The 18,445-nt window shown below is 69.2% G+C and carries 19 protein-coding genes; 10 read left to right on the top strand and 9 right to left on the bottom strand.

What is annotated here, in order from left to right; all coding sequences use genetic code 11:
- Positions 1-34: 34 nt before the first annotated feature.
- From sigK to AC25YV_RS03055, 4 genes are all read left to right on the top strand, one after another.
- Complete coding sequence (sigK, locus tag AC25YV_RS03070; protein ID WP_488122373.1) at positions 35-637, top strand: ECF RNA polymerase sigma factor SigK; 603 nt, start codon at positions 35-37, stop codon at positions 635-637.
- Positions 634-1,914: an anti-sigma factor gene (locus AC25YV_RS03065; RefSeq protein ID WP_488122372.1), complete on the top strand. Its 1,281-nt coding sequence runs from the start codon at positions 634-636 to the stop codon at positions 1,912-1,914. The genes sigK and AC25YV_RS03065 overlap by 4 nt, the downstream gene beginning before the upstream one ends.
- A gap of 83 nt (positions 1,915-1,997) precedes the next feature.
- The gene (locus AC25YV_RS03060; protein WP_488122371.1) at positions 1,998-2,636 is read left to right on the top strand and encodes a DNA-directed RNA polymerase subunit beta; all 639 of its coding nucleotides are present in this window, start codon (positions 1,998-2,000) and stop codon (positions 2,634-2,636) included.
- 180 nt (positions 2,637-2,816) lie between these two features.
- The gene (locus AC25YV_RS03055; protein ID WP_488122370.1) at positions 2,817-3,704 is read left to right on the top strand and encodes an aminodeoxychorismate lyase; all 888 of its coding nucleotides are present in this window, start codon (positions 2,817-2,819) and stop codon (positions 3,702-3,704) included.
- 4 nt (positions 3,705-3,708) lie between these two features.
- Here AC25YV_RS03055 and pstB read toward each other — a convergent pair whose 3' ends face one another.
- The 7 genes from pstB to AC25YV_RS03020 form a co-directional block, all read right to left on the bottom strand.
- The gene (gene pstB / locus AC25YV_RS03050; RefSeq protein ID WP_488122369.1) at positions 3,709-4,488 is read right to left on the bottom strand and encodes a phosphate ABC transporter ATP-binding protein PstB; all 780 of its coding nucleotides are present in this window, start codon (positions 4,486-4,488) and stop codon (positions 3,709-3,711) included.
- Between the two features lie 31 nt (positions 4,489-4,519).
- A complete protein-coding gene (gene pstA / locus AC25YV_RS03045; protein ID WP_488122368.1) occupies positions 4,520-5,614 on the bottom strand; it encodes a phosphate ABC transporter permease PstA in 1,095 nt (364 codons plus the stop codon).
- A complete protein-coding gene (gene pstC, locus AC25YV_RS03040) occupies positions 5,614-6,576 on the bottom strand; it encodes a phosphate ABC transporter permease subunit PstC (RefSeq protein WP_488122367.1) in 963 nt (320 codons plus the stop codon). Before pstC ends, pstA begins: the two co-directional genes overlap by 1 nt.
- 103 nt (positions 6,577-6,679) lie before the next feature.
- Complete coding sequence (pstS, locus tag AC25YV_RS03035) at positions 6,680-7,789, bottom strand: phosphate ABC transporter substrate-binding protein PstS (RefSeq protein ID WP_488122366.1); 1,110 nt, start codon at positions 7,787-7,789, stop codon at positions 6,680-6,682.
- Between the two features lie 139 nt (positions 7,790-7,928).
- A complete protein-coding gene (locus AC25YV_RS03030) occupies positions 7,929-8,867 on the bottom strand; it encodes an NUDIX hydrolase (protein WP_488122365.1) in 939 nt (312 codons plus the stop codon).
- On the bottom strand, positions 8,864-11,029 hold the full coding sequence (locus AC25YV_RS03025) for an RNA degradosome polyphosphate kinase (protein WP_488122364.1): 2,166 nt from the start codon (positions 11,027-11,029) through the stop codon (positions 8,864-8,866). Before AC25YV_RS03025 ends, AC25YV_RS03030 begins: the two co-directional genes overlap by 4 nt.
- Positions 11,030-11,071: 42 nt before the next feature.
- On the bottom strand, positions 11,072-11,788 hold the full coding sequence (locus AC25YV_RS03020; protein WP_488122363.1) for a response regulator transcription factor: 717 nt from the start codon (positions 11,786-11,788) through the stop codon (positions 11,072-11,074).
- 102 nt (positions 11,789-11,890) lie between these two features.
- On the opposite strand from AC25YV_RS03020, the gene AC25YV_RS03015 reads away from it, so the two are divergent.
- The 3 genes from AC25YV_RS03015 (at position 11,891) to ygfZ (ending at position 14,030) form a co-directional block, all read left to right on the top strand.
- Positions 11,891-12,181: a hypothetical protein gene (locus tag AC25YV_RS03015; protein WP_488122362.1), complete on the top strand. Its 291-nt coding sequence runs from the start codon at positions 11,891-11,893 to the stop codon at positions 12,179-12,181.
- A 134-nt stretch (positions 12,182-12,315) separates the two neighbouring features.
- Positions 12,316-12,918: a heme-binding beta-barrel domain-containing protein gene (locus AC25YV_RS03010; protein WP_488122361.1), complete on the top strand. Its 603-nt coding sequence runs from the start codon at positions 12,316-12,318 to the stop codon at positions 12,916-12,918.
- Positions 12,918-14,030: a CAF17-like 4Fe-4S cluster assembly/insertion protein YgfZ gene (gene ygfZ / locus AC25YV_RS03005; protein ID WP_488122360.1), complete on the top strand. Its 1,113-nt coding sequence runs from the start codon at positions 12,918-12,920 to the stop codon at positions 14,028-14,030. The genes AC25YV_RS03010 and ygfZ overlap by 1 nt, the downstream gene beginning before the upstream one ends.
- 3 nt (positions 14,031-14,033) lie before the next feature.
- Here ygfZ and AC25YV_RS03000 read toward each other — a convergent pair whose 3' ends face one another.
- Positions 14,034-14,861 carry a class I SAM-dependent methyltransferase gene (locus AC25YV_RS03000; RefSeq protein WP_488122359.1) on the bottom strand — a complete coding sequence of 276 codons (828 nt, stop codon included), beginning with the start codon at positions 14,859-14,861 and terminating at the stop codon, positions 14,034-14,036.
- Between the two features lie 40 nt (positions 14,862-14,901).
- Between AC25YV_RS03000 and AC25YV_RS02995 the strand changes: the two genes are divergently transcribed.
- Positions 14,902-15,645, top strand: coding sequence for a phosphoglyceromutase (locus tag AC25YV_RS02995; RefSeq protein WP_488122358.1), 744 nt, complete (start codon positions 14,902-14,904; stop codon positions 15,643-15,645).
- 1 nt (position 15,646) lies between these two features.
- Here the strand turns inward: AC25YV_RS02995 and phoU are convergent, their stop codons facing one another.
- Entirely contained in the window at positions 15,647-16,336 is a 690-nt protein-coding gene (gene phoU / locus AC25YV_RS02990; RefSeq protein WP_488122357.1) for a phosphate signaling complex protein PhoU, read from the bottom strand.
- Positions 16,337-16,522: 186 nt separating this feature from the next.
- On the opposite strand from phoU, the gene AC25YV_RS02985 reads away from it, so the two are divergent.
- Complete coding sequence (locus tag AC25YV_RS02985; protein ID WP_488122356.1) at positions 16,523-17,734, top strand: sensor histidine kinase; 1,212 nt, start codon at positions 16,523-16,525, stop codon at positions 17,732-17,734.
- On the top strand, positions 17,731-18,414 hold the full coding sequence (locus AC25YV_RS02980) for a response regulator (RefSeq protein WP_488122355.1): 684 nt from the start codon (positions 17,731-17,733) through the stop codon (positions 18,412-18,414). The genes AC25YV_RS02985 and AC25YV_RS02980 overlap by 4 nt, the downstream gene beginning before the upstream one ends.
- The last annotated feature ends 31 nt before the right edge of the window (positions 18,415-18,445 follow it).

Below are 18,445 nucleotides of genomic sequence, written 5' to 3'. Positions count from 1 at the left end.
ACAAGAGGCCGGGGCAGAAACGGGGGAATACGGCATGCTGGTGGACATGGTGATCGACGGTATCGACGTGCCCGAGGGGGGCACGGGTGCCGTCGATCGCGTCGGCCAACTGCTGCAGCGCGTCGCCACCGGAGACCAAGTGGCCTTCGGCCGCGTCTACGACATGCTCTCGCCCCGCGTCTTCGGCCTCATCATGCGCGTGCTCGTCGACCGCGCGCAGAGCGAAGAGGTGCTGCAAGAGGTCTTCCTCGAGATCTGGCAATCCGCCTCGCGGTTCGTTCCGAATAGAGGGCAAGGCAGGTCGTGGGTGCTCACGATCGCACATCGTCGAGCAGTCGACCGCGTGCGCGCGTCGCAGGCGTCGAGCGATCGCGATGTGCGAGCGGGAATGCGCGACCTCGGCGTTGCGTTCGATTCGGTCGCCGAGCAGGTCGAGCTGCGCGTCGAAGGACGGCGCGTCGCAACGGCGCTTGCCGAGCTACCCGAACCGCAACGTGAAGCGCTGACCCTGGCGTATTACGGCGGATACAGTCAGAGCGAGATCGCGGTGCTCGTGGGAGCACCGCTCGGAACCATCAAGTCGAGAATGCGCGACGGCCTGTCGCGCCTGAGGATGCACCTGGGGGTGACGTCGTGAACGAGCAGGAATTCGCCGAGCTGTCGGCCGGCGCCGCACTCGGCGCTCTCTCGCACGAGGACTTCGTGGCCTTCCGCGCGGCGCTCGCCGAGCATCCGCAGTGGACATCGATCGTCGATTCGGATGCGGAAACCGCGGCCGTCCTCGCGGACGGCGTCGACCCGGTGGCTCCGCCCCTGACGATGCGCTCGACGCTGCTTGCGCGGATCAGCGGGCTGCCGCAGGGTATTCCGACGCGTCCTCCGCTGCCGGTTCGCCCGGGGGCTGACAGGCCGAGCGAGTCAGCCGAACCGGCCGTGCCGATCGCGCCCGTTCCTGTGCCCGGACCCGAGGTCGACCCCGCGCCCGACATCGTGCTCGGACCGGAGGTCGCGATCGGACCGGTGAACGAGCCGGTCGTCGACCCCGCCGCCGAAGACGCGGAACCCGATGACGACCTCGCACTCGACGGGTCGCCGGGGCCCGACGTCGCACTCGGACCCGACGCCGGCCTCGGCCCCGCCGTCGTGCGCGATCCCGAGCCGGAGCCTGTGCGCGATCCCGAGCCGGAGCCTGTGCATGAGCCGGAGCCGGCGCCCGATCCGGCGCCCGAACCCGTGCGCGAGTCGGAACCAGGCCCGGAAACCCCGCGGGAGGCCGCGCCGCAACCCGCCAGGGAAGCGGAAGCCGCAACGGCGGACGAGCCTGCCCCGCGCACCGAGACCTTGACGTTCACGGGACTCCTGCAGACGGTCGACCCGGCGTACACGCCGGCGCCCCCGCGCGACTCCGGCGAACCGCCTCTGACGACCGCCGCCGTCCAAGCGGTGTCCCGGCGCACGTGGACCCGCGGCATCCTGGGCCTCGCGGCATCCCTCGCCGTGCTCGTCGTGCTCGGCTTCGGCGCCGTGAGCATCAACGACTGGGTCAACCGCCCGCCCGCCGCCGTCGCGCTCGCCGAGATCGAGTCGGCCCCCGATGCCCGCTCGGCCACGGTCGACATCGTCGACGGGGGAGTCGCGACGGCCCACTGGTCGGGATCCCTCGGATCAGCCGTGCTCGTCGCCGAGGGCCTTCCTCCCATCGAGGACGATGACACGTTCGAACTGTGGTTCGTCCGCGAGGGAGGCACGCCCGTCTCGGCGGGGACCTTCGACCGCGAGGGCGAGGAGACCACGGTGCTTCTGTCGGGCGACATGCACGAGGGCGACACGATCGCGGTCACGGTCGAACAGGCCGGAGGGTCGGCGAACGGCTTGCCCACGACCGATCCGATCGTCGCGATTCCCACGGCCTGACCCTGCGGCCGGCTCGGTGCGCGGCATCCCGGATCACCCGGTGCCGCGGCCTCACGTGCCGGCGCCGCCGGTACCCTTGGCGGGTGAGCGACGCGTCGAGGGATTACCACAAGCCCGTGCGAAGGCCCGCCGAACTCTTCGACCGGCTCTTCGCGGCAGATGATCCGGCCGAGGTGTCCCGGGTCGCCCATTCGACGGCGCAGGGCCTGCTCGCGCGGGCGCGCACCGACGAGTCAGGTGATGTGGTCGACCGCCTCGTGGCCTTCACGGCCGAGCACGGCATCGACGACATCGCCGAGCTGTGGTCGCGGTCGCCCGCGAAGTCGCTGCCGGGCGCGCTGTGGCGGCTGTACCTGCTGCAGCTCATGATCCACGACGACCCGCACACCGCCGCGCTCCTGTACGAGCGCGGGCGCGTCGAGATCGCCTCGGCCGACCCCGTTGTCGCGGGGGCACCCGCACCGGCGGGTCCTGATGAGCTCGTCGCCCTCATCGACACGATCCTGCGCGGCCTGTTCGAGGGGGACTTCGCCGTCGCGCTCGACCGTGCCGCCGCATTCTGTCGCGTGCACGCGTCGGGGGCGACGCACCTCGCAGACGACTACGAGCAGACCGAACCCGAACGGGCCTCGGCGTTCACGATCCGCGCCCTGCGCCTGTCGACCTATGCCGCCGACCTTGCGGCAGCCGCAGCGCTGTGGCGGCGCGACGCGCTCGTCTGACGGCCAGAACCGGATGCCGCGTGAAGCGGCGCAGAAAAGACAAGTGCCGGGCCGCAGAACGCCTCTCGGCGTGAGGCCGCTCGGAGCGGCAAAAGATGGAGCCCGGGGTTACTGCGGCCCGGCGGATCAAGTGTAACCGAGCGACGACGCGGGGGATTCCCTGGCCGTAGGCTTCAGGGCATGACCTGGCGATACGCACTCGTGATCGACCCCGCGGCATCCGAAGACACCCGCACCGACTTCTCGGGCACCTTCCGCCCCATCGAGCCCTCGGCGCCGGCCCTCAGCATCGGCGAGCTCAGCACGCAGCGCGGCGACGGGATCTTCGAGTCGATCGGTGTCGTCGACGGTCACCCGCAAGAGGTCACAGCGCACCTCGAGCGCCTCGCCCACTCTGCGAACGTGTGCGACCTGCCGTACCCGAACCTCGAGCAGTGGCGCCAGGCGGTCGCCGTCGCCGCCGAGCACTGCCCGCGCGAAGGCGAAGCCGTCATCAAGCTCATCCTCAGCCGCGGCGTCGAACACGGTCCGGCGCCCACCGCCTGGGTCACGGCGGCGGATGCACCCGACAACAGCGCCGTCCGCGAGCACGGCGTGCGGCTCGTGACGCTCGACCGGGGCTATGACAGCGGCGTGCCCGACCGGGCGCCGTGGCTGCTGCTCGGCGCGAAGACGCTGTCGTACGCCGTCAACATGGCGGCCATCCGCGAAGCCCGCCGTCGCGGTGCCGACGACGCGGTCTTCGTCACGACCGACGGCTACGTGCTCGAGGCGCCCACGGCGTCGCTCATCCTGCGCCACGGCGACCGATTTCTCACGCCCCCGCCCAACGGTTCGATCCTGCACGGCACGACGCAGCTGAGCCTGTTCGAGCACCTCGAACGACAGGGCTACGAGACGGGGTACGAGATGATCCCGATGGGAGCCCTCGGAACGGCGGATGCCGCGTGGCTCGTCTCGAGCGTGCGCCTCGCGGTGCCCGTGCGCGCGATCGACGCCGTCGAGTACGAGGTCGACACTGAGCGCACCGCGGCGTTCAACGAGTACCTGCTGTCGCCGCGGGACTGAGGGCTCAGCCGAAGCGGCCCGAGACGTAATCCTCGGTCGCCTTGACGGAGGGCGTGGTGAAGATCGTGCGGGTGTCGTCGTACTCGATGAGCTTGCCGGGCTGGCCCGTGCCGGCGATGTTGAAGAACGCCGTCTTGTCCGACACGCGTGAGGCCTGCTGCATGTTGTGCGTCACGATGACGACCGTGTAGTTGCTCTTCAGCTCGCCGATGAGCTCTTCGATTGCGTACGTCGAGATGGGGTCCAGGGCCGAGCACGGCTCATCCATCAGGATCACTTCGGGCGACACGGCGATCGCCCGCGCGATGCACAGACGCTGCTGCTGCCCACCCGACAGGCCCGAGCCGGGCTTGTCGAGCCGGTCCTTGACCTCGTTCCACAGGTTGGCGCCGCGCAGTGCCGATTCGACGAGCGCTTCCGAATCCGACTTCGACATGCGCCGGTTGTTGAGCTTGACCCCCGCGAGCACGTTCTCTTTGATCGACATCGTCGGGAACGGGTTCGGGCGCTGGAAGACCATGCCGACCTGACGACGCACGACCACCGGGTCGACGCCGTCGGCGTAGAGGTCGTTGCCGTCTAGGTAGACCTGACCTTCGACGCGTGCGCCGGGGATGACCTCGTGCATGCGGTTGAGTGTGCGCAGGAAGGTCGACTTGCCGCATCCGGATGGTCCGATGAATGCCGTGACGGTGCGGGGGAGGATGTCGATGGAGACGTCTTCGACGGCGAGGAAGTCGCCGTAGTAGACGTTGAGGTTGTTGACTTCGATGCTCTTGGACACGTGGTTCCTCGGGTGGTATCGGATGCCGCGGTCAGCGGCTGAAACGCGGCGCGAACCGCTTCGCGATCAGACGGGCGATCAGGTTGAGCGCCATGACGATGATGATGAGCGTGAGCGCCCCGGCCCACGCGCGGCTCAGCGCCGCGTCGATGTTGGTTCCGGGATTCTGGAACTGCGTGTACACGAACACCGGCAGCGTCATCATGGGCTGGTCGAACAGGTCGAGGTTCAGCGAGTTGGTGAATCCCGCGGTCAGCAGCAGCGGTGCCGTCTCGCCGATGACGCGGGCGATCGACAGCATGATGCCGGTCGTGATGCCGGCGATCGAGGTGGGCAGCACGACCTTCGCGATCGTGAGCCATTTGGGCACACCGAGCGCGTAGCTGGCTTCACGCAGCTCATTGGGCACGAGCCGCAGCATCTCTTCGCTGGAACGCACGACGACGGGGATCATGAGCACCGTGAGCGCCAAGGCGCCCATGATGCCCATGTAGCGACCGGGTCCGACGAGCAGCGTGAACAGGGCCACGATGAACAGACCCGCGACGATCGAGGGGATGCCGGTCATCACGTCGACGAAGAAGGTGATGGCCTTCGCGAGCCGGCCACGACCGTATTCGACGAGATAGATCGAGGTGAGCAGGCCGATCGGCACCGAGATGACGGTCGCGGCGAGCGTCACCAGCAGCGTGCCCCAGATCGCGTGCACGGCCCCGCCGCCCTCGCCGACGATGTTGCGCATCGAGTTCGAGAAGAACGTGAGGTCGAATCGCTGGATGCCGTCGACGACGACGGTGAACAGCAGCGACGCCAGCGGGATGAGCGCGACGGCGAAGGCGAGGCTCACGAGGATCGTCGCCGCGCGGTCGACGGCGCGGCGACGGTTCTCGACGATGACCGACATCGCGATGAACGCGATCGCGAACAGCAGGAACCCGAAGAACAGCGCGCCGGCGACGTTGAGGTCGCCCAGCGGTTCACCGATGTTGAGGATGCCGAAGAACGCGAACGTCAGCGCCATCATGACGGCGAGAATCGTCCACGGCAGCCAGCCGGGCAGCTGTCCCGCGGTGAGCGGGTTGTCGACCGTCGATGTGCGGTGGGCGGTGGTCGTGGGGGCGGTCATCAGTTGGCTCCCGAGAACTCGGCGCGGCGGTTGACGAGCCAGCGTGCGACAGCGTTGACGACGAAGGTGACGATGAACAGCACGAGGCCCGTCGCGATGAGCGCGCTCACGCCCGTGCCGTGCGCTTCGGGGAACTTCAGGGCGATGTTGGCGGGGATCGGCGTCGGGTTGGTCGAGGTGAGCAGCTCGAACGAGATGACGCCCGAGGCCGAGAGCACCATCGTGACGGCCATCGTCTCGCCCAGTGCGCGACCGAGCGCGAGCATCGCGGCCGAGACCATGCCGCCGCGCGCGAACGGGAACACCGACATGCGGATCATCTCCCAGCGGGTCGCGCCGAGCGCGAGGGCGGCCTCTTCGTGCAGCTTCGGGGTCTGCAGGAACACTTCGCGGCAGATCGCGGTCATGATCGGCAGGATCATGACGGCGAGCACGAGAGCGGCCGTGAGGATCGTGCGGCCCGTCGCCGACACCTGGCCGCTGAAGAGCGGAATCCAGCCGAGGTTCTCGTTGAGCCACACGTAGAACGGCTGGATGAAGCCCGAGAAGGTCAGCGCACCCCACAGGCCGAACACGACCGAGGGGATTGCGGCGAGCAGGTCGATCACGTAGCCGAGCAGAGAGGCGATCTTGCGCGGCGCGTAGTGCGAGATGAACAGGGCGATCCCGATACTGAGGGGCGCCGCGACGATGAGAGCGAGCACCGAGGCCCACAGGGTTCCGAAGACGAGCGGCCACACGTACGCCAGGAACGGCGTGCCGCGCAGGATCGAGTTGTCGGCGGGGTCTTCCGTCAGCGCCGGGATGCTCTGGATCGCGAGGAAGAGCGTGACGGCCGCGAGCACCAGCAGGATGATGATGCCGGCGGCCAGGGCGGTGCCCGAAAAGACGGTGTCGCCGAGCCGGCGCTTGGCGCGCGGCGCGCCGGTCACGCGGCCCGGGGGTGTGGTTGCGGTGGTCATCGTCTCCTCGTCGTGCGACGGGTCGGGGTGGTGCGTCTTCCGGGATGATGCCCCAGTCGGCACCCTTTCGGGGCCGACCGGGGCATCGGTATGCAGTTGTGGGTCAGCCGATCAGGTCGATCGCCGCGGTCAGCTGGTCGCGCAGCGAGTCCGAGATGGGCGCAGAACCGGCAGCCTCGGCGGCCACCTCCTGACCCTCGGTGCTCGTGACGAACGACAGGTACTCCTTCACGAGGCCGGCCTTGTCGGGGTTTTCGTACTGCTCGCACGCGATGAGGTAGCTCACGAGCGCGATCGGGTACGAGCCGGCCGGTGCGGCGGCGGGGTCGACGTCGAAGACGAGGTCGCCCGCGCCGCGGCCTTCGATCAGCGGCGACGAGTCGACGAGCGCGGCAGCAGCCTCGGACGAGTACGGGACGAACTCACCGGCGACGCCCACGGCGACCGTTCCCAGCGTGCCGGCCTGCGACGCGTCGGCGTAGCCGATCGTGCCGTTGCCGTTCGTGACGGCGGCGACGACGCCGGACGTGCCCTGCGCGGCTTCGCCCGAGCGCAGCGGCCACTCGTCGGACGCCTCGTGCGGCCACGCGTCCGGCGCGACGGCTTCGAGGTACGCCGTGAACGTCTCGCTCGTGCCCGAGGGGTCTGAGCGGTGCACGGGCGAGATCGCAAGGTCGGGGAGCTCGACATCGGGGTTGTCGGCAGCGATGGCTTCGTCGTTCCAGTTCGTGATCTGACCGTTGAAGATGTGCCCGATCGTCTCGGGGGTGAGGTTGAGCGAGTCGATGCCCTCGACGTTGAAGATCAGGGCGACGGGCGAGATGTAGACGGGGATCTCGACGATGTCGTCGGTCGTGCAGACGCCGTTGCCGGCGAAGCCGCCCTTGGCGATCTCCTCGTCGTTGAACGCACGGTCCGAACCGACGAAGTCGCTCGCCCCTTCGAGGAAGTTGTCACGGCCGACGCCGGAGCCGGTGGCCTGGTAGTTGATGGTGACGCCGTTGTGGGTCGTCTGGAACGAGGCGATCCACGCCTGCTCCGCGGCATCCTGTGACGATGCGCCCGTGGCGTTCAGCGTGCCGGTGAGCGAGGAACCGCCCCCGGATGACGTCGAGTCTCCGCCGGCGGCGGTCTCGTTTGCTGCGCAGCCGGTGAGAGCGAGGGCCGCGACTGCGGCGACAGCGCCCACCTGGGCGATGCGGGAGATCTTCACTGTGTGAATCCTTCACGTGTTCAGAGGTGGATGCCCTGATGAGGGGCTTCGGGTGGTGCCCGGTGCGGGGCACGCAATGAACGTAGGAGCGGACTCTTACGAGACTCCGCTCAGAAGGTGAACAGCAGGTGAACGACGCTCAGACGGCCGGTTCGTGGGTTTCGATCGCGACGATGCCGGATCCGGGGTTCTCCAGCGGCAGGTGGACCACCGAGAACCCGCCGGGATCGAGCGTCGACGCGCTGCCGAGATACGAGCCGCGCAGGGTGCCCGTCGCGAGCGCCATCTCGCTCAGGATGTCCGGAAGCACCGGACCGTGGCTGCACAGCACCGCGGGCTTGCGCGCCCGCACGCGCTGGCCGACGATCGTCCGGGGATCGGATTCGCCTCTCTCCCAGGCATCCTGACTGAGCAGAGCCGTCTCTCGAATGCCGCGATCCAGCGCTTTCGCGAGGGGCGTCACCGTCGCGACGCAGCGCGCGGCCGGGCTCGAGACGATCTTGCGCGGTCCGAACGCGCGCAGGGGGCCGACGAGATACCTCGCCTGCTTCTTGCCGCGTGCAGCGAGCGGGCGATCGGTGTCTTCGCCGTCCCACTTGTCGCGCGGAACGGCCTTGGCGTGCCTCAGCACGATGAGGGGGAACGTGCGCAGAACACCCTCGTCGACCAGGCGCATGAAGTTCTCGACGATCTCGACGTCGACGGGGTAGCTGAGCCGTTTGAGGGCCTTCGCCGGCGAGATCCACTCGAGGCCCGCGATCTCTTTGTTCGGGACGAACGTCGAGGTGCGGATCGCTGCATCCGTCGCCTCGGCGGACCAATAGTGCACGATCTTGCGGCGCTTGTTGGGCAGGACGTAATGCGAGACGCCCACGGGCACCCCGAGAACGACGCGGATGCCGGTCTCTTCGAAGATCTCGCGCGCGGCCGTCTCGGCGAGCATCTCGCCGGGATCGACCTTGCCCTTGGGCAGGCTGAAGTCGCGGTAGCGCGTGCGTGAGACGAGCAGGACCTTGAGCTTGCCGTCGATGAGCCGCCACACGACGCCCCCGGCCGCATAGAACGCGGTGTCCGTCATCGCACCACGCGGGCCCGGCGCCGGCGCCGCACCGTGCTCATGGTCTTGTCCTGCAGATCGACCAGCGGCGTGCCGTCTTCGGCGAGGTGGTGGCGCGTCCACTCACCGTCGGCGCCGAGGTGCCACGAACTCGTCGTGTCCGCCATGGCGAGATCGAACAGGTCGGTCAGCTCTTTCACGTGCTCGGGTGCGCCCACGCACACGAGTGCCTCGACGCGTCGGTCGAGGTTGCGGTGCATCATGTCGGCGCTGCCGATGTAGACCTGCGGATCGCCGTTGCTGTGGAACGCGAAGATCCGGGAGTGCTCGAGATACCGGCCGAGGATGCTGCGGACGGTGATGTTCTCGCTCATTCCCTCGACGCCGGGCTTGAGTGAGCAGATTCCGCGCACCCACACGTCAACGGGCACGCCGGCCTGGCTCGCGCGGTACAGCGCGTCGATGATCTGCTCGTCGACCATCGAGTTGACCTTGATCCGGATGCCGGAGGGCTTGCCGCTCTCGGCGTTGCGGCGCTCCTTGTCGATGAGACGCAGCAGGCCCTTGCGCAAGTGCAACGGCGCGACGAGGAGCCGCTTGAACTTCTTCTCGATCGCGTAGCCGCTCAGCTCGTTGAACAGGCGCGTGAGGTCGCGTCCCACCTGCTCGTTGCACGTGAACAGTCCGAAGTCCTCGTAGATGCGACTCGTCTTGGGGTTGTAGTTGCCCGTGCCGATGTGCGAGTAGGACCGCAACCGGCCGTCTTCCTCACGGATGACGTGCATGAGCTTGCAGTGGGTCTTCAGGCCCACGAGGCCGTACACGACGTGCACGCCCGACTTCTCGAGCTTGCGCGCCCAGACGATGTTGTTCGCCTCGTCGAAGCGGGCCTTCACCTCGACGAGCGCGAGCACCTGCTTGCCGGCCTCGGCGGCGTCGATGAGCGCCTGCACGATGGGGCTGTCGCCCGACGTGCGGTAGAGGGTCTGCTTGATGGCGAGCACCTGCGGGTCTTTCGCCGCCTGCTCGAGGAAGGCCTGCACGCTCGTCGCGAACGACTCGTACGGGTGGTGCACGAGCACGTCGGCCTTGCGGATCGCCGCGAAGAGATCGGCTCGGCCGTTCTGTTCGGCCGGCTGGAACGCCGCCGGCGTCGTCGGCAGGTGCGGGGGATAGCGCAGCTCGGGGCGGTCGAGGGCTCCGAGGGCGAAGAGTCCGCGCAGATCGAGCGGGCCGGGCAGGCGATAGACCTCGTGCTCGGTGATGTCGAGTTCGTCGAGGAGAAGCGCGAGGGTCACCTCGTCCATGTCGTCCGTGATCTCGAGACGGATGGGCGGCCCGAAGCGGCGGCGCAGCAGTTCGGCCTCGAGCGCCTGGATGAGGTTCTCGGTCTCGTCCTCTTCGATGACGACGTCTTCGTTGCGCGTCAGCCGGAACGTGTGGTGATCGAGGATCTCCATGCCGGGGAAGAGATCTTCGAGGTGCTGAGCGATGAGCACTTCGAGCGGCAGGTAGACGACGCGCTCGCGGTCGCGCGAGATCTCGACGAAGCGCGGCAGCATGGGCGGCACCTTGAGGCGCGCGAACTCCTGACGCCCCGTGCGGGCGTTGCGGATGCGGATCGCGAGATTGAGGCTCAGCCCCGAGATGTAGGGGAACGGGTGCGCCGGGTCGACCGCGAGCGGCATCAGGACGGGGAAGACCTGTTCCTGGAAGTACTCGTACAGCCGTTCGCGGTCTTCTTCGGCGATCCCGTCCCACGTGACGATCTCGATGCCGGCGTCGGCGAGGGCGGGCTTGACGAGCCCGGCCCAGACCTCGGCGTGGCGCAACTGCAACTCGTGCGCGTCGCGCGATATGTCCGAGAGCACCCCCTGCGGTGCCCGGCCGACGTTGGTGGGCACGGCGAGTCCCGTGATGATGCGGCGCTTGAGGCCGGCGACGCGCACCATGAAGAACTCGTCGAGGTTGCTCGCGAAGATGGCGAGGAAGTTCGCGCGCTCGAGCACCGGAACGGTCGGATCCTCGGCGAGCTCGAGGACGCGCTTGTTGAACGCGAGCCAGCTCAGCTCTCGGTCGAGGTACCGGTTGTCCGGCAGCTGCGCGTCGGCCGTCTCGCGGAAATCGAAGTCGTCGTCGTCCGCGTCGCCGAGCCCGGCGTCGAAGGCCTCGTCTTGCATCATGCCTTCATCATTGCAGGCGACCTGCGTCACGGCACGGACGATTCAGCGGGTGCCGCGCTCCGAGGCGGATGCCTGCCCGGGCGCGGCGGGCGCCAGCTCGTCTTCGGCCACCATGAAGCGGTATCCCACATTGCGGACGGTGCCGATGAGCTGCTCGAAGTCGCCGAGCTTGGCGCGCAGCCGCCGTACGTGCACATCGACCGTGCGCGTGCCGCCGAAGTAGTCGTAGCCCCACACTTCGCTCAGCAGCTGCTCGCGCGTGAAGACGCGCGAAGGATGCGTCGCGAAGAAATGCAGCAGCTGGAACTCCTTGAACGTCAGGTCGAGCGTCCTGCCGTGCACCTTGGCGGAGTACGACGATTCATCGATCGTGACGCCCGAGGTCTGCACGCGCTCGGGAACGTGCACGGCCGTCGCGCGCCCGATGGCGAGGCGGATGCGCGCATCGATCTCGGCGGGTCCGGCCGTCGTGATGATGACGTCGTCGAGCCCCCAATCGGGGGAGACCGCCGTGAGGCCGCCCTCGGTCACGATGAGGATCAGCGGTGCGTCCAGCCCCGTCGTCGTGAGGATCTTGCACAGCGACTTGGCGGCGACGAGATCGGTGCGCGCATCGACGAAGATGACGTCGGCGCTGGGCGCATTGACCAGGTGCGCCGGCTGAGCGGGAATCTGGCGCACGCGGTGACTGAGCAGTTCGAGCGCGGCAAGCACCGGATCGTCGGACTGCGTAGAGCTGAGAACCAGTACGTGTGCCAAGAACGTCGTCCCTCCGGGCGTGCGCCTCAGTGTACGCCCCGTGCCGCGCGGTGTTTCGTCGCGGTTGTGCGCCGGACGCGCGTCGTGGGCGACAATGGAACCGTGTCCGCCCCTGAGCTCGCCCCCCGCCGCACCGTCGTCGGCATCGTCTCGGTGTGGATCGTCGCCGCGGTCATCGGCGTCGTCGTCGGCCTCTTCGCGGTGAACGACTGGCGTGCCGCCTGGCTCGCGGTCGGAATGGGCGGATGCATCGTGCTGGCCTTCGGGATCCAGCTCGCCTCGGGACGCTCGCAGGGCTTCACACGTCGTGTCGCCGCGAGTGCGCTCGGCGCGCTCGTCGTCCTCGGCGTGATCAGCCTCGGCTTCGGCCTGGCGACGATCGTTCCCAGCTAGAGTGTGAGTCATGGATCTTCTCGCGCTCGAACTCTTCTTCGTCGGGCTCCTGGGGCTCGCGTCGCTCGCGATCGTCTTCGTGTCGGCTGTCGTCCTCAAGAGCCTGTACCGCGGCCAGCGCTGAGGCGGCCGCCGTGCTGGAGCTTCCCACCGACCTCCCCGCCGAGCTCGTGCCGCTGTCGTGGCTCATCGGCGTGTGGGAGGGGACCGGGGTCATCGACTACACCGTCGGCGACCAGCGGCTGACGGGCGAGTTCACGCACCGCGTCAGCTTCAGCCACGACGGCGGCGGCTTCTTGAACTACTCCGCGAGCGCGTGGCTCGACACCGGTGACACCGGCCTGTCGCCCCTCGTCTCCGAAGTCGGATTCTGGCGCCTCGCGATGCCGGCAACCGACGCGGATGCCGGTCCAGGGCTGCTGCCGGGGACATCCGATCGCGCCGTTCGCACGGTCGACGACGTCGAGGCGCTGCGCACCACCGAGGGCGGATTCGAGATCGAGGTCGCCCTCGTGCACTCCGACGGCATCAGCGAGCTGTACCTCGGCCGGATCACGGGGCCGCGCATCGACATCGCCACCGACGCCGTCGTGCGCCCGGCAGGCGCGAAGCAGTACGACGCCGCGACACGCATGTATGGCCTCGTCGACGGACACCTGCTCTGGGCGTGGGACATCGCCGCACTCGGCGAGGAGCTCGGCTCGCACGCCTCAGCCCGGCTCGCCAAGGTCGACTGATGTCCGAGGCATACCGGGCGGTGCCCGGCGCGGTCATCGACGAGACGGGCCTGAGGCACCTCGGCAACCCGCTCGGCGAACAGCGGGCGCTCGCCGCCGGTCGCGCTCTTGCCCCCCTCGGCGACCGCAGCGTCCTGGCCGTCGCGGGCCTCGACCGGCTCACGTGGCTCGACTCGCTGACGTCTCAGGCGCTCGCCCGCCTCGCCCCCGGTCAGAGCACCGAGATGCTCGTGCTCGACCCGCACGGGCGCGTCGAGCACGCGGCATCCGTGATCGACGACGGCGAGACGACGTGGCTCATCGTCGATCACGCCGATGTCGCGGGACTCCTCGCCTGGCTCACGCGCATGCGGTTCCGGCTGCGCGTCGAGGTGCGCGACGCGAGCGATGAGGTCGCCGTGATCGGCGGCACCCCCGCTGCCCTGGCCGCCGTGACACCCGCCGCCCCGGCCGGCGTGCCGCTCATCTGGCACGACCCGTGGCCCGAGATCGTTCCCGGAGGGTGGGGCTATGCCCTCGCCGATCCGCACCCCGGCGCCGAGCGCGACTGGGCAGAGGCCATCGTGACGCGTGACGAAGACGCGCGCATCGCCCGCGCCGCCGCGGCCGGCGAGATCACCCTCGCGGGGCTGGACGCCGTCGACGCGCTGCGCATCGCCGCATGGCGGCCACGCCGCGCCGACGTCGACGAGCGCACGATCCCGCACGAGCTCGACTGGATGCGCACCGCGGTGCACCTCAACAAGGGCTGCTACCGCGGACAGGAGACCGTCGCGAAGGTGCACAACCTGGGGCACCCCCCGCGACGCCTCGTCGCCCTGCAGCTCGACGGCAGCGGCAGTGTGCTGCCCGTGCCCGGAGCCGACGTGCTCGCCGGAGACGTCGTCGTCGGCACCGTGACCTCGGCCGCATTCCACCACGAAGAGGGACCCATCGCGCTCGCCGTCGTGCGCCGCTCGACGCCCGCCGACATCGACCTGCAGGTCGAGACGGCCGACGGGCCCGTCGCCGCGGCGCAGGAGCTCATCGTGCCGCCCGAAGCGGGGGCGGCCGCCAACGTGCCGCGCCTGACCCGCCTGTCGCGGCGCAAGGTCGTCGACCCGCCCGCCTGACCCTCACGTCGCCGGTGCGACGGCGCTCCACGGCACGGTGAGTTCGCCCAGCGGCCATCTGCGGCGCGGCCCGAGCTGCCAGCCCGCGGCATCCATCGCCTCGAGAGCCGTGCGCCAGCGGTGCACGGGCCCGAAGGGCGCGACGGCGACGGCGCGGTCCCATTCGGCATCGAGCGTGCGCAGCAGGTCGTGCACGCGCTCGCCGGCGACGTTGCGGTGGATGAGCGCCTTCGGCAGCCGTTCGGCGGCGATCGAGGGGCGTTCCAGCCCCGCGAGCCGCAGCGAGATCGTGAGGCTGCGAGGTGTGGCATCCGCATCGATCGCGACCCACGTGCACACCCGCCCCAGCTCGTCGCACGTGCCCTCGACGAGCAGTCCGCCCGGAGCGACGCGTGCGGCCATCGAGCGCCACGCCGCATCGACCTCGTGCTCGTCGTACTGGCGCAGCACGTTCATCGCGCGGATCACCGCGGCACGGCGACCGTCCGGAAGCGGAACCTCGAACCCGCCCCGCGCGAACGACACCCGTGCGTCGCGCGCGAACGACGTGCGACCCGCGCGGACGTCGGCGAGCTGCTCGAGCGCGCGGGCGACGCGCTCGGGATCGATCTCGAGACCGAGCACGTCGACGTCGGGGCGCGTGCGGGTGAGACGTGCCGCGAGCTCGAACGCCGTCACACCGCTCGCACCGAAGCCCAGATCCACCACGAGCGGATCCGCGGCCCCGCGCAGCGCAGGATGCCGCGCGATCCAGCGATCGATGCGGCGCAGCCGGTTCGTGCCGGTCGTGCCACGCGTGGCCTGCCCGACGGGACGGCGAGCGGACGACATGACTCCATCATTCCAGCCGCAGCCTCGGTAGGCTGTGACCATGAGTGCGCCCTTCACGCTGATCCTGCTTCGACACGGCCAGAGCCAGTGGAACGAGCTGAACCTCTTCACCGGCTGGGTCGATGTCCGTCTCACCGAGAAGGGCAAGGCCGAGGCCCAGCGTGGCGGCGAACTGCTCGCCGAGGCGGGTCTGCTTCCCGACGTGCTGCACACCTCGGTGCTCAGCCGCGCGATCCAGACGGCCAACATCGCGTTGGATGCCGCCGACCGGCTGTGGATCCCCGTCAAGCGCTCGTGGCGGCTGAACGAGCGCCACTACGGCGCACTGCAGGGCAAGGACAAGGCCGAGACGCTCGCCGAGTTCGGGCAGGAGCAGTTCATGCTGTGGCGCCGCTCGTTCGACGTGCCGCCGCCCCCGCTGGCCGACGACAGCGAGTGGAGCCAGGTCGGCGACCCCCGCTACGCCGGCATCGATGTGCCCCGCACCGAATCGCTCAAGCTCGTGATCGACCGGATGCTGCCGTACTGGAACGAAGAGATCGTCCCCGACCTGCGGGCCGGCAAGACCGTGCTCGTCACGGCGCACGGAAACTCGCTGCGCGGACTGGTCAAGCACCTCGACGGCATCAGCGACGACGACATCGCCGCACTGAACATCCCCACGGGGATCCCGCTCGTCTACCGGCTCGATGAGAACCTCGAGCCCATCGGCGCTGCGAAGTACCTCGACCCCGAGGCGGCCGCCGCCGGAGCCGCGGCCGTCGCGTCGCAGGGAAAGGGCTGACCTACAGCCCGGAGTCTGCCGCCGCGACGATGTCCAGCGCGTCGGTGGGCGCCGTCCAGTCACCCGTCGACAGGTAGGCGACCTTCTTCGCGACCGAGACCGCGTGGTCGGCGAACCGCTCGTGATACCGGCTCGCGAGCGTCGCGTCGACCGTGGCCGCGGCTTCGCCCTTCCACGAGTCGCTCAGGACCTTCTCGAACACCGAGGCGTGCAGCTCGTCGACCTGATCGTCGACGTTGCGGATGTCCTCGATGATCGCGAGGTCCTGCGTGCGCAGCAGATCCGTGAGGTAGCGCGCGGCGGCGACGTCGTACTCGCCCATGCGCAGGAACGTGACCTTGAGGCCCTTGGGGATCGCACGCTCGGGAAAGCGCATGCGCGTCAGCTGTGCGATGTGCTCGGCGATGTCACCCATGCGCTCGAGCGATGCGCTCATGCGCAGCGCGCCCACGACGATGCGCAGGTCGCCGGCGACCGGCTGCTGGCGGGCGAGGATCTCGATCGCGAGCTCGTCGAGCTCGAGGGCCTTCTCGTCGATGATGAAGTCGGCGTCGATGACCTCTTCGGCCAGCGCGACATCGCTCGTGCCGAACGCCCGCGTGGCTTTGTCGATCGCGACCGTGACGAGATCTGCGATCTCGACGAGGCGTCCTTGGACGTCCTCGAGCGACTGGTGGAACACTTCGCGCATGACAGCACCCTCTCTTGATCGTGGTGGCCGCTTTCGGCTCGTCCACGGCGGCACAAATAACGATCCCGGAAGATTGTCGTCGGGAAAGGTTAACGATCGGTGCCGACCCGGTGAATAGTACCTGTCCCGTGGCGTGATGGCCTCGTAGGGCCTCATCCGCGCCCGGTCGGGCCGTACTGTGGAGACATGGATCGCACGCAGCTGGCGCTGCTCGCCCTCTTCGCGGGAGTCGTCATCGGCGGCGTCCTCTCCGTCATCATCGTCGGTGCTCTGCGGGCGCGCGATCGCGCACAGGCACAGCGGTTCACCGGGATCCCCGGCGGCATGCGCGAAGTCCTGCACGGCATGGACGACGCCGCCGTCGTCGTCGACGCGTCGGGCACCGTCTCGGCGGCCTCGGCGCCCGCATCGGCGTTCGGTCTCATCGAGGGCAGCGTGCTGCCGTCCGACGAACTGCGCCACCTCGTACGGCGCGTGCGCGAGACCGGCCTCGCCGTGACCGAGAACCTGCGGCTGCGCCGCGGTGCGGGCTACCTCGAGCCGCGTCTGGTCGCGGCGCGAGCGACCCGGGTCGCGCCGCAGCTGACGCTCATCGTGCTGCGCGACATCACCGAGCGCGAACGCACCGAGCAGATGCGTCGCGACTTCGTCGCCAACACGAGCCACGAGCTGAAGACTCCCGTCGGCGCCGTGAGCCTGCTCTCCGAGGCGATCGAGTCCGCCGCCGACGACCCCGCACAGGTGCGGCACTTCGCCAGCAGGCTGACCGCCGAGGCCGCCCGGCTCGGACAGTTGACGGCGCGCATCATGAGCCTGTCGCGGCTGCAGTCCACGGATGAGCTGACCGAGGATCGCATCATCGCGATCGACGAGATCGTCGCGACGGCCGTCGACGCGCACCTCACGCAGGCCGAGGCCGCGGGCATCGAGGTCGTCCGCGGTGGCGAGCGTGGCGCGCACGTGCGGGGCGACGCCCAGATCCTCGCGGAAGCGATCGGCAACCTGCTCGTCAACGCGATCGCCTACTCGCCCCGCGGCTCGAAGGTGGGCGTCGGGGTGAAGGTGGTCGACGACGTCGTCGAGATCGCCGTGACCGATCGCGGCATCGGCATCCCCGAGGGGGAGCAGGACCGCCTGTTCGAGCGGTTCTATCGCGCCGACCCCGCGCGCGCCCGTCGCACCGGCGGAACGGGTCTCGGCCTGTCGATCGTCAAGCACGCCGTGCAGCGGCACGGCGGCGAGGTGCGCCTGTGGTCGCGGCCTGGCCGCGGGTCCACGTTTACGGTGCGCCTGCCCCTGGCCACCCCGACGGTGGACGCGCCGCGCCCCCGCCGCAAGAAGAGTCCCGCGCAAGACAGTCCGCTCGAGACGTCTGCGCAGAACGGAGAATCCGCATGACCCGCGTCTTGATCGTCGAGGACGAACCTGACCTCGCCGACCCCCTGGCCTACCTGCTGCGGCGCGAAGGCTACGAGGTCGAGATCGCCGAAGACGGCCCGTCCGCCCTCGAGGTGTTCCGTGCACGCGGCACCGACATCGTGCTGTTGGATCTCATGCTGCCGGGGATGCCGGGAACCGAGGTGTGCCGCCAGATCAGGGCCACCTCGAGTGTGCCCGTCATCATGGTGACGGCGAAGGACTCCGAAGTCGACATCGTCGTGGGGCTCGAACTGGGCGCCGACGACTACGTCACCAAGCCCTATTCGTCACGCGAGCTGCTCGCCCGGATGCGTGCCGTGCTGCGCCGTCACGTCGTGAACGAGGTCGACCTCGACGAGCGCATCCTCGACGGCGGCCGCGTCGTGCTCGACATCGATCGGCATACGGTCGCCGTCGACGGACGAGAGATCAGCATGCCGCTCAAGGAGTTCGAGCTGCTTGAGGTGCTCATGCGCAATGCGGGGCGCGTGCTCACGCGCGGTCAGCTCATCGATCGTGTGTGGGGGAGTGACTACTTCGGCGACACGAAGACGCTCGACGTGCACATCAAGCGCATCCGCTCGCGCATCGAGCAACAGCCGAGCGAGCCGACGATGCTCGTGACGGTGCGCGGTCTCGGCTACCGGTTCGAGGGCTGAGGCCCTCACTGGTGAGGCGCGACCGCGCGCT

The organism is Microbacterium sp. Y832, assembly GCF_057669765.1.
Note: the sequence above shows the minus strand (reverse complement) of the source record. Positions and strands in the feature narration are given on the sequence as shown.

Excerpts from the sequence above, each read along its gene's own strand:
- AC25YV_RS03030 (WP_488122365.1), bottom strand. The coding sequence starts at position 8,867 with ATGACGGACACCGCGTTCTATGCGGCCGGGGGCGTCGTGTGGCGGCTC.
- pstA (WP_488122368.1), bottom strand. The coding sequence starts at position 5,614 with ATGACCGCCCCCACGACCACCGCCCACCGCACATCGACGGTCGACAAC.
- AC25YV_RS02995 (WP_488122358.1), top strand. The coding sequence starts at position 14,902 with ATGAGTGCGCCCTTCACGCTGATCCTGCTTCGACACGGCCAGAGCCAG.
- sigK (WP_488122373.1), top strand. The coding sequence starts at position 35 with ATGCTGGTGGACATGGTGATCGACGGTATCGACGTGCCCGAGGGGGGC.
- phoU (WP_488122357.1), bottom strand. The coding sequence starts at position 16,336 with ATGCGCGAAGTGTTCCACCAGTCGCTCGAGGACGTCCAAGGACGCCTC.
- AC25YV_RS03025 (WP_488122364.1), bottom strand. The coding sequence starts at position 11,029 with ATGATGCAAGACGAGGCCTTCGACGCCGGGCTCGGCGACGCGGACGAC.
- AC25YV_RS02985 (WP_488122356.1), top strand. The coding sequence starts at position 16,523 with ATGGATCGCACGCAGCTGGCGCTGCTCGCCCTCTTCGCGGGAGTCGTC.
- AC25YV_RS02980 (WP_488122355.1), top strand. The coding sequence starts at position 17,731 with ATGACCCGCGTCTTGATCGTCGAGGACGAACCTGACCTCGCCGACCCC.
- AC25YV_RS03000 (WP_488122359.1), bottom strand. The coding sequence starts at position 14,861 with ATGTCGTCCGCTCGCCGTCCCGTCGGGCAGGCCACGCGTGGCACGACC.
- ygfZ (WP_488122360.1), top strand. The coding sequence starts at position 12,918 with ATGTCCGAGGCATACCGGGCGGTGCCCGGCGCGGTCATCGACGAGACG.
- pstC (WP_488122367.1), bottom strand. The coding sequence starts at position 6,576 with ATGACCACCGCAACCACACCCCCGGGCCGCGTGACCGGCGCGCCGCGC.
- AC25YV_RS03055 (WP_488122370.1), top strand. The coding sequence starts at position 2,817 with ATGACCTGGCGATACGCACTCGTGATCGACCCCGCGGCATCCGAAGAC.